This window comes from Rodentibacter sp., assembly GCF_057314195.1.
On sequence record NZ_DBHLAM010000029.1, the window covers coordinates 31,688 to 40,558 of the forward strand.

General features: G+C 37.6%; 8 protein-coding genes and 2 pseudogenes. 8 read left to right on the forward strand and 2 right to left on the reverse strand.

Translation table 11 applies throughout. The annotated features are described in order from the left end of the window. The 8 genes and pseudogenes from rpsF to ACO59Y_RS04485 all read left to right on the forward strand — a co-directional run. Nucleotides 1-163: pseudogene (gene rpsF, locus ACO59Y_RS04450) on the forward strand (30S ribosomal protein S6); the annotation flags it as partial. Further along, nucleotides 150-476 (forward strand): primosomal replication protein N, encoded by a 327-nt coding sequence (gene priB / locus ACO59Y_RS04455; RefSeq protein WP_486130999.1) that lies wholly within the window; start codon nucleotides 150-152, stop codon nucleotides 474-476. The pseudogene rpsF and the gene priB, both read left to right, overlap by 14 nt. A 21-nt stretch (nucleotides 477-497) precedes the next feature. Continuing rightward, nucleotides 498-614: pseudogene (gene rpsR / locus ACO59Y_RS04460) on the forward strand (30S ribosomal protein S18); the annotation flags it as partial. A 15-nt stretch (nucleotides 615-629) separates the two neighbouring features. After that, complete coding sequence (rplI, locus tag ACO59Y_RS04465; RefSeq protein WP_373603162.1) at nucleotides 630-1,079, forward strand: 50S ribosomal protein L9; 450 nt, start codon at nucleotides 630-632, stop codon at nucleotides 1,077-1,079. Nucleotides 1,080-1,355: 276 nt separating this feature from the next. Continuing rightward, nucleotides 1,356-2,309: a sigma 54-interacting transcriptional regulator gene (locus ACO59Y_RS04470; protein WP_486131002.1), complete on the forward strand. Its 954-nt coding sequence runs from the start codon at nucleotides 1,356-1,358 to the stop codon at nucleotides 2,307-2,309. Nucleotides 2,310-2,756: 447 nt separating this feature from the next. Further along, nucleotides 2,757-3,734 carry a FecCD family ABC transporter permease gene (locus tag ACO59Y_RS04475; RefSeq protein WP_486131004.1) on the forward strand — a complete coding sequence of 326 codons (978 nt, stop codon included), beginning with the start codon at nucleotides 2,757-2,759 and terminating at the stop codon, nucleotides 3,732-3,734. A gap of 2 nt (nucleotides 3,735-3,736) precedes the next feature. Next, nucleotides 3,737-4,474, forward strand: coding sequence for an ABC transporter ATP-binding protein (locus tag ACO59Y_RS04480; RefSeq protein WP_486131006.1), 738 nt, complete (start codon nucleotides 3,737-3,739; stop codon nucleotides 4,472-4,474). Nucleotides 4,475-4,891: 417 nt separating this feature from the next. Then, complete coding sequence (locus ACO59Y_RS04485; protein WP_486131008.1) at nucleotides 4,892-6,094, forward strand: ATP-binding protein; 1,203 nt, start codon at nucleotides 4,892-4,894, stop codon at nucleotides 6,092-6,094. Between the two features lie 88 nt (nucleotides 6,095-6,182). On the opposite strand, the gene ACO59Y_RS04490 is transcribed toward ACO59Y_RS04485, so the two are convergent. Continuing rightward, a complete protein-coding gene (locus ACO59Y_RS04490) occupies nucleotides 6,183-7,028 on the reverse strand; it encodes a DNA adenine methylase (RefSeq protein WP_486131010.1) in 846 nt (281 codons plus the stop codon). After that, nucleotides 7,025-8,689 (reverse strand): AAA family ATPase, encoded by a 1,665-nt coding sequence (locus ACO59Y_RS04495; protein WP_486131012.1) that lies wholly within the window; start codon nucleotides 8,687-8,689, stop codon nucleotides 7,025-7,027. Before ACO59Y_RS04495 ends, ACO59Y_RS04490 begins: the two co-directional genes overlap by 4 nt. Between the last annotated feature and the right edge of the window lie 182 nt (nucleotides 8,690-8,871).

Consider the following 8,871-nt stretch of genomic DNA (forward strand, 5'->3'; position numbering starts at 1 on the left):
CGAGCTAGAAACGACTTTCCGTTATAACGATGCTGTATTACGCAGTCTTGTTATTCACACTAAGCACGCCGTAACAGAAGCGTCCCCAATGGTTAAAGCGAAAGACGAACGTCGCGCTTCAACTGAAGTTGAAACCAACGATTTTGAGGATGCTGAAGAGTAATTCGAATATTGATAATCGCTTGTCGTTAATGGGTGTCGTCACTCACGAACCTAAGCGATCAAAAAGCCCTAACGGGGTCGAGCATTGCCGGTTTTGGTTGGAACATCGTTCGGAACAAATTGAAAGCGGTTTGCCCCGCCAAGCGTGGTTAAAAATGCCGATTCAAATCAGCGGCAATCAATTAGTAGAAAAAACTCAAAGCATTACGGTCGGCACTCAACTATTGATAGTCGGGTTTATAACCTCTCATAAAACCAACAACGGTTTACATCAGTTAGTCTTACATGCCGAGCAAATCGAATTTATAGATTAGGAGACAGCCAAATGGCACGTTATTGTACCAAGCCGCATTACCGGTACTCGTGCGAAGTACCAACGCCAATTAGCCCGCGCTATCAAACGCGCACGTTATTTAGCGTTAATCCCTTACTCTGATATGCATCATAACTAAGAAGAGGAAGGACAAATGCAAGTAATTCTTTTAGATAAAATTGTTCACCTAGGTAATGTTGGTGATCAAGTTAATGTTAAATCAGGTTTTGCACGTAACTTCTTAATCCCGCAAGGAAAAGCGGTTATGGCGACCAAAGCTAATATCGAACACTTTGAAGCACGCCGTGCCGAATTAGAAGCGGCAGCGGCAGCAAGTCTTGCCGCGGCACAAGCCCGTGCAGCGCAAATTACCGCATTGGGAGCGGTTACTATTGCTTCTAAAGCCGGTGACGAAGGTCGTTTATTCGGCGCAATCACAACTCGCGATGTTGCTGATGCTGTAAGCGCAGCAGGCATTGAAATTGCGAAAAGTGAAGTGCGTTTACCAAATGGTCCAATCCGTACTCTCGGTGACCACGACGTTCGTTTCCAACTTCATGGTGAAGTGTTCGCAACATTAAACATCGTTGTTGTTGCAGAGTAATCAATTGTTAAGCAGAAACTGAGATTACTCTGATTTCTGAAAACTCAATTGAATGTAAGGACTAAGCATTATTTTTATAGCGCTTAGTCCTTTTAATTTATCTAAAATATTCACCTATAAGTGCAAATTCAAATCAGCACCGCATTGAAATCCGCCTCACTACAATTGTTCAATTCCTCCCTCCTTTATAGCGCACATTTCTGTAAATAAATCTTTACGGAAAAGGATAAACTCACTATCATAGCGACAGTTTTTACTCGCAGTAAGTAGGCTTTTATGACCTTTAAATTTGATCCGCAACATCCTTTTTCTTGCTTTGTGACTCACAGCGAAAGCATGAAAAATACGGTGCAAAATGCCCAACGTTTCGCCATGTTTGATGTACCGTTATTGATTCAAGGTGAAACCGGTACAGGCAAAGATTTATTAGCCAAAGCCTGCCATTACCAAAGTTTGCGCCGCGAGCATAAATTTATTGCAGTGAATTGCGCCGGCTTACCTGACGAAGATGCAGAAAGCGAAATGTTCGGCCGTAAAGTGGGAGAAGACGAAACCATCGGCTTTTTCGAATATGCCGACGGCGGCACGGTGTTATTAGACGGCATTGCGGAATTTTCCCTCAGCTTACAGGCGAAACTACTGCGTTTTTTAACGGACGGTTCGTTTCGCCGAGTCGGTGAAGAAAAAGAACATCATGCTAACGTGCGCGTAATTTGCACTGCGCAAATGCCATTAAATCAATTGGTCGAACAGGGCAAAGTGCGCGCGGATTTGTTTCATCGTTTAAACGTGCTGACCCTCAATGTGCCGCCGTTGCGCGAACGGATTGCAGATATTGAACCTTTAACGGAAGGTTTTCTGCAGGAAATCAGCGAATCCCTTAATATTCAGAAACCAACTTTTGATCGACAGTTCCTCGTATATTTGCAGCAATATAATTGGCAAGGTAACGTGCGCGAACTTTATAACACCTTGTATCGCGCCTGTTCCTTGGCGAAGCATAACCGCTTGACTATCGAAAACCTTAATCTTCGTTTGCCGTCAAATGCCCTCGTTTCCATTGAAGAATTTGAAAAGCAAACCTTAGATGAGATTATCGGGCGTTATGAAGCTCAAGTCCTACGTGCGTTTTATCGCGAATTTCCCAGCACGCGAAAACTCGCGCAACGCCTCGGCGTATCGCACACGGCAATTGCCAATAAATTACGCCAATATGGAATAGGAAAGTAATTTTTTTCGTTGTTCCGAACCGAATACGTGACTATTAAGCAAAATTAATTCGTTTTTGCCGATGCGAATCTCAATGCACTGCTGTTTTGAGCATTCAATGCGGTGCCGTTTTAAGCGTTCAATATGGTGCTATTTTAAGCGTTCAATGCGGTGCTATTTTGAGAGTTCAATGCGGTGCTATTTTAAGCGTTCAATGCGGTGCTGTTTTAAGCGTTCAATGCGGTGCTATTTTGAGGGTTCAATGCGGTGCTATTTTGAGGGTTCAATGCGGTGCTGCCAAAAGTGAAAAAAACGCAGAGAATCCGTTAATGATAAAACGATGGCGCGAAAACCATTAGCCTCTCTCAATTATTGCAAGGGGCGGCGCCATTGCTTATCCCTTTAAAGTATTCTTAATGTTGCTAAATAATCGTTGTTTGCCACGCTTCCGCACATAATGTAATCACCATGGAAACACAAAAAACCTTAAATTTAATCCTTTTTTCAGCCCTCGCGCTGATCTCTGCTCTCGCCCTTTATCACCAACTCGATGACTTCGCCCATCTCAAAAATGCCGAGGGTGTGCTGACGGATATGCGTTCTCTCGTATTATGGGAAATTCGCGTGCCGCGTATCGGCTTGGCAGTGCTGACCGGAGCTTGTCTTGCATTGGCGGGCAATGCCATGCAGGGGATTTTCCAAAATCCGCTCGCCAGTCCGGGGTTGCTCGGCAGTAGTGCGGGGGCAACGGCCGCCAGTGTGCTGATTCTGTATTATTTTTCTGTGCCTTTTACTATATTGCTATTTGGTGGTGTTGCCGGGGCTTTAGCAAGCTTTTTATTGGTTTACGCCATTGCTAAAAATCACGGCACGACCATGATGATTTTAAGCGGTTTGGCGGTAAATATGTTGCTTGGTGCAGTAATTGCCTTATTGCTTTCTAACGCCGAAAGCCCATGGGCATTGGCGGAACTTTACCGCTGGCTACAAGGCTCATTGGTGTGGGCTCAATCGGATACCTTGTTAATTTCCTTACCCATTGCATTAGTTGGTATGGCTTGTTTGTATCGACAGCATCGTTACATAGATTTGCTCACCTTTGGCGAAGAAACCGCCGGCACCATGGGTATCGATCCGCAACGTAGCTTTTTCATCATAACTTTCGGCGTCGCCTTGTTGGTTGGCGCAACCATTCCACAAACGGGTACCATCGGGTTTATCGGCTTAATTGCTCCGCACGTCGCTCGAATTTTACTGAAAAAACGCCCGTCTCAGCTTTATTTGACCAGCGCATTGCTCGGCGCCTTGTTGCTCTTAATCGCCGATCTTTGCGTGCAACACATTCCCTTTTTCTCCCACATTTACATCGGCACGCTGACAGCAATTATCGGCGCTCCATGCTTAATTTGGATTTTATTAACAGAACAGCGAAAATTAGCCAGATAATTATGATTAGAATCGAAAACCTTACCCAGTCTTACGGCTTAAAAAATATTAACTGCTGCATTCCGCAAGGAAAATTGGTCGGCATTATGGGCGCCAACGGCACAGGAAAATCTACGTTATTAAAAACTATCGCTGGGATTCTGCCTATTGCCGATGGCGAAATTTGGTTTAACCACGACAAATTAAGCACCATGAGCGCCTCACAAAAAAGCCGGCAGTTAGCTTACCTTGCGCAAAATATCGAAATTCATTGGGATTTATCCGTGTATGACGTTATCGCACTGGGCCTGCCGAATCCGCTTAACAAAGCCAAAGAACAGGAAAAAGTGCAGTCGATTTCTGATACGTTTTCCGTCTCGCATTTACTGAAAAAGCCTTTCCGCCAACTTTCCGGCGGTGAAAAATCCCGCGTGCAGCTCGCTCGCTGTTGCATTAAAGGCGCACCTTTACTGCTTGCCGACGAACCCATTGCCGCGCTCGATCCTTATTATCAAATCGATATTATGGAACAACTTAAATCCCTCACGCCCAAACATACGGTTACAGTAGCAATCCATCATTTATCGCTTGCCTACAAATTCTGCGATGAAGTGATTTTGTTGCATAACGGCAAAATCATTGCTAATGGGGGAACGCAAACCGTGTTAAATGCGGAAAATCTGGCGAAAGCGTTTGGCGTGAAAGTAAAGTTTGATCGGATAAAAAAAGAAATTTTTGGAATTGAGAAATTAGAAATTTAACGTCAGCTCGCACATTTCTACGGTAAATCAAAGATGAAACACTAATTTTGAGGACTTTTGGTAAGTTATAAATCCATTTCCAAAATAACAACATCGTCACCCTTCCCGACAATCTAACCACGGCACTTGCAATCGACGCAACTAGCTTAAATCGGATGATAAGATCAATAAATCACTTCAAATTTTGTGCCGCGAGCGTTGAGAGTAATTTTTGAACATGATCAAACATTTACGCTGAGAAGCGTGCGCATCGTGGAGGGATTTTAACGTGTTTTTCTTGTATTCAGACAGAAGCAGGGGAAATAGGCGTCATACTTAAATAATGGAAATTAAATTCTAATTTTTGTTTCTTTTATATAAATTGGAAATTAACTTCCAATTTATGTATAATTTTCAAAAATATGAAATTTATTTCCAATGAGTAAAGCTATGATCTCTCGTGAAAATTATTTACAACAACTGATTCAATTTAAAGATACCGATTTTATCAAAGTCATCTCGGGTGTTCGTCGTTCCGGTAAATCGGTGTTACTCATGCAATACCGTGATTATCTGCAGCAGCAGGGCATTGCTTCCGAAAATATTATGTATCTCAATTTTGAGTCTTTTGAGTATCAATGGATGAAAGACGCTCAAGACTTCCAACAGCTGATTCAAGAAAAGATGCCGTCTTCTCAAGAGAAAATCTACTTTCTGATTGATGAAATTCAGTTTGTGGAAGGTTGGCAAAAAATCGTCAATGCGCTTCGCGTGAGTTTTAACACCGATATCGTGATTACAGGTTCCAATGCCAACTTGCTTTCCGGCGAGCTTGCAACGCTGTTAAGCGGTCGATATGTGGAAATCAAAATTTATCCGCTTTCTTTTAAAGAATTTTTACGCTCCAAAAATGTGGATAGCCAGTCAAGATTGGTGGATAAACTCTATTCGGAATACGAAAAATATGGCGGTTTTCCCAGCGTTGTGATGGCTGATGAACCTTTAAAAGAAACGATTTTATCCGGCATTTTTGATTCCATCGTGCTGAATGACATTGCGCATCGAGCCGGTGTGAAAGATACCCATATTCTTAAAAGCGTGATTCTCTTTTTGGCGGATAATGTAGGGCAGTTGGTGAATCCGAGCAAAATTAGCAACACGCTCACGTCTGAACGTGTTCCCACTTCAAATCACACCATCAGCAAATATCTTGATCTGTTAGAAAATGCCTTTCTTTTTTATAAAGTAAAACAATATGATATTCGCGGAAAAGGCTATTTAAAAACCAATGCGAAATATTTTATTGTGGATAACGGTTTAAGACGACATGCTATCGGCAAAAAAGGCGCGAATTATGCCAATCGCTTAGAAAATATCGTTTTTATTGAATTGCTAAGACGGGGTTATACCGTAGATGTTGGTAAACTCGACAGTAAAGAAATTGATTTTATCGCCCGAAAAGCCAATGAAATTTTATATGTACAAATTGCCTTTGAAATCCCTGAAAATACCCACGAAACAGATAATCTTTTGCATATTAAAGATAACTATAAAAAGATCTTAATTACAGGGAAATATTACGAACAAGCAGAGATTGATGGGATTGAAGTGATTTATGTGGTGGATTGGTTGTTGCAATAAATCCAAAAAAAGCTGAAAATTTTCACCGCACTTTTAGCTGAGAGGCACAAGCGAGGACGCTTGCGCTATCGTAGGATGGAGAATTAAGCTAGTTGCTTTCAATGTCCAGTAAAGAAATAGAATTTTTAAAACTAAGTTTATCTGAAAAAACAATGATTTCTTTCCCTTTCTTATTTGATGTTGATTGATAAAGATTATAAGTAATTTGTGGAAATTTTTCATATAATTGCTTAATAAATATTTCATTATCGTACGAAACAATCCATTTATTTTTTATAGACTGAATAAAAAATGATAGTTCTTCATGATCTTTATCTTGAAAAAAGTTCATGTATAATTTAGAACCTTTTTTGTAATAAGGTGGATCAAGATAAATAAAAACATCTTTATTTAGCTTCTCTATAAAATTTATTCCATCCATGTTAAATAAATGTATTCTTTCTCTGAGTGAGCTTATTAATTTAATTTTTTTTATAATTTCATATTTATTAAATCTCGCATCAATTTTATATTTTCCTTGTTGATCTTTTCCACCTATGACACCACCTTTTATTACACCAGATATATTGGTTCTATTTAAAAAAATAGTTGCCTTACCTAGTTTTAATATATCATCTTTTTCATTTTTATAAATATCTTTACATATTTCCCAATTTTCTATATTAATAACAATGTCTTGTATCCATTTAATCAACTCATCCGAATAATTTAAAATTGAATACCATAGAGAATAAATAGCTTTATCATAGTCATTCAAATAGATATCTTTAACTAAGTTATTTTTTAATAATTTTAAAGCCACTCCCCCTCCTCCAGCATAGGGTTCTGCATAGGAGCAACCAAGTAAATTATTTTCATTTAATAAGCTGGATAAAAATGGATAAATGGCGGTTTTTCCTCCAGGATAACGTAACGGTGAAAGAAACCTGTTCATGCTATTTCCTCATTAACTTCTTCTCTCCATAAATTAGAGCTAATTCCATTTACTGTGGCTGATTTTTTAAATAGGCTATATAGCCCTTTTTTAAAATTATTAATTTCTTCTTTATTACGTTCATCGTTTACCCAATATGACATAACTAACCCAAAGAAATTTAAATGATCATTAAAAACCTTTTTCTGTTTTTCTCTTTTCATTCCTTTAGTTGATATTCCTTGTTCTTTTGCTTGATTAATACTAGATTCTATAGAATTAATATCTGGTAAAATTATATTTGTATAATAAGACTTACTAAATCCATTATCTAATATATCATTAGAATTCCAAAATTTATCATCTAAATTCTCTAAATATTTAAAAAATACTTGTTCTGGGTTATTTCTACCTGGTAGGGATACTATATTATTAATTATATTTGAGTTATGATCACCATCAATAATGCCAATGCAATTAATAGTTGTTTTTTTCATAAATTTATCTTTAAATAAATTTTCAATAATTTCTGAGCCTATATTTGTCTGGACTAGATGAAAATATGATACAATTTTACCAAAGTTAGAATCAGTAGATTTTAAATAATTAAAAATAACTCCTAGGAACTCTCTAGCCTCGTTATCTTCTGTTAATACAGGAATACATTTTCCTGAATATAGATTAAAAGATGTTTTTTCTTCTAAATGCATTTGAATTTTATAAACATCGGGTTCTGCTAACTTAGTTACACTATCAACTTGATCAATTAAATAAATAATATTTTGTTTTGCTTTAATTAAGTACTCAATTAGATATAAGCTGTGTGTTGTAAAGAAGACTTGTATTTTATAGTTCAGAGAAAATTCCATTATGATTTGCATTAGTTTTATTTGCATTGATGGATGGAGTGTTGCATCAAATTCATCAATAATTAAGATACTTTTAATTGAATCAGTTTCTTTATGACTAGCTTCTTCATAATAGAATTTTAATGAGTAAATAGCATTTAGAATAATTCTTATATTATCTTCTCCAGCTGAAATGGTATTTGAATCAACACTTTCATTTGTTGAAGTAAAATCGTTCCTTTTTTTCATACTACCTACATTTTGGACCTTAACATCACTAACTTCTATTCTAGTTAGTTCTTTATAACATTTATTTAAATCCGAAAGGTAATTTTCTGGTAAGTTAATATTAGAATTTGAAGTTTTTATATTATCCTGTAGTTCTCCAAAAGGAATTAGACGAAAGAGGCTTAAATAAATCACAGGAATTGATGGTAAGCTTTCTTTAGTATCTGCTGAATATTGTGGTTTCACTGCATATCGAGGATGTAATGAAGGTTTTCTTGAATTATGACGGCGAAAACCTAAGGTTTGTTTATTATTGTAATTAACATGATACATAACTCCTGTGGTTCCATGAGCGGGATCGTTGAAAGTTTTATCACCTTTTGTGATAGTTTCAATTTTTGGATTGAAGATCTCATTTATTTTTCTGATGATTTTTAACGCTTGGTTAGACTCTAATTTCGGTTCTTGAAACGAGTTACTAATCATGTATAGAAGAGATGTCTTACAAGTGCCATTTGCACCTGAAATCACATTTATAGTAGGAGAAAAAGATAAATTTAGATCTTTTAATTTTTTGAAATGTTTAATGTTAATAGAATTTATCATTATGGTACCTTGGCTTATAAAATTTATTTAGAAAATATAAACAACAAGCTATAGCTGTCATTTAAAAGTTAGAAAATTATAACAAGAAATGATAGTTTATTCTAATAATATAGATAAACTACACTCCTACTTCATCGCCACACCCAACCACTTCATCATCTCTCTCTCATCCCAACCTTTAC